This window comes from Nocardiopsis lucentensis DSM 44048 (genome assembly GCF_000341125.1).
Lineage (GTDB): Bacteria > Actinomycetota > Actinomycetes > Streptosporangiales > Streptosporangiaceae > Nocardiopsis > Nocardiopsis lucentensis.
Map to the genome: position 1 here is coordinate 1 of NZ_ANBC01000360.1, position 648 is coordinate 648.

Consider the following 648-nt stretch of genomic DNA (forward strand, 5'->3'; position numbering starts at 1 on the left):
CAGGGGTAGGCGGGCAGGTCGACCACGTGGCGCGGTAGCCCGGCCAGGTCGGGCGGGGTGACGGCCAGCGGGTCGTCGACGGTCTCCACCAGCGGGGAGTCCTGGGCCTCGGCGATCGCCCGCAGGGCCGTGACGGCCGTGTCCGGGTCGGTGGCGCGGACCCGGGCGCGGACCCGGTGGCGGTGCCGTCCCAGGGTCAGGGTGTGGGCGAAGGCGGCGTAGCCGTCCCGGGTGTCGGGTACCGCGTCGACCAGGTCGGCGGCCAGGGCGCGTAGGGCCTCGGCGGTGGCTGCGGTCAGTTCGAACCCGGGGACGGCCTCGGGGGTCGTGGGCGGTTCGGTGACCGGGTCGGCCGGGCCGACGATGACGTGGGCGTTGGTGCCCGACATGCCGAAGGAGCTGATCCCGGCGTGGGCGGCGCCGCCCGCCGTGTCCCAGGGCAGGGGTTCGGTGGGCAGGACGATGCCGGTGCCCCCGATGTCGACGCGGGGGTTGGGGGTGGTGAAGTTGGCCAGGGGCGCGACCGCGCCGCGACGCAGGCAGGCGACGGCCTTGAGCACCCCGGCCACGCCCGCGGCGGCCTCCAGGTGGCCGATGTTGTTCTTCAGGGCGCCCACCCGCAGCGGCGCGCCGCCGTTGCGGCGGGGG

1 protein-coding gene is annotated in these 648 nt (G+C 77.2%); it reads right to left on the bottom strand.

The window, feature by feature from the left end:
• A partial coding sequence (locus D471_RS0112410; protein ID WP_017598909.1) for a ketoacyl-synthetase C-terminal extension domain-containing protein occupies positions 1-648 on the bottom strand: 648 nt, incomplete at both ends.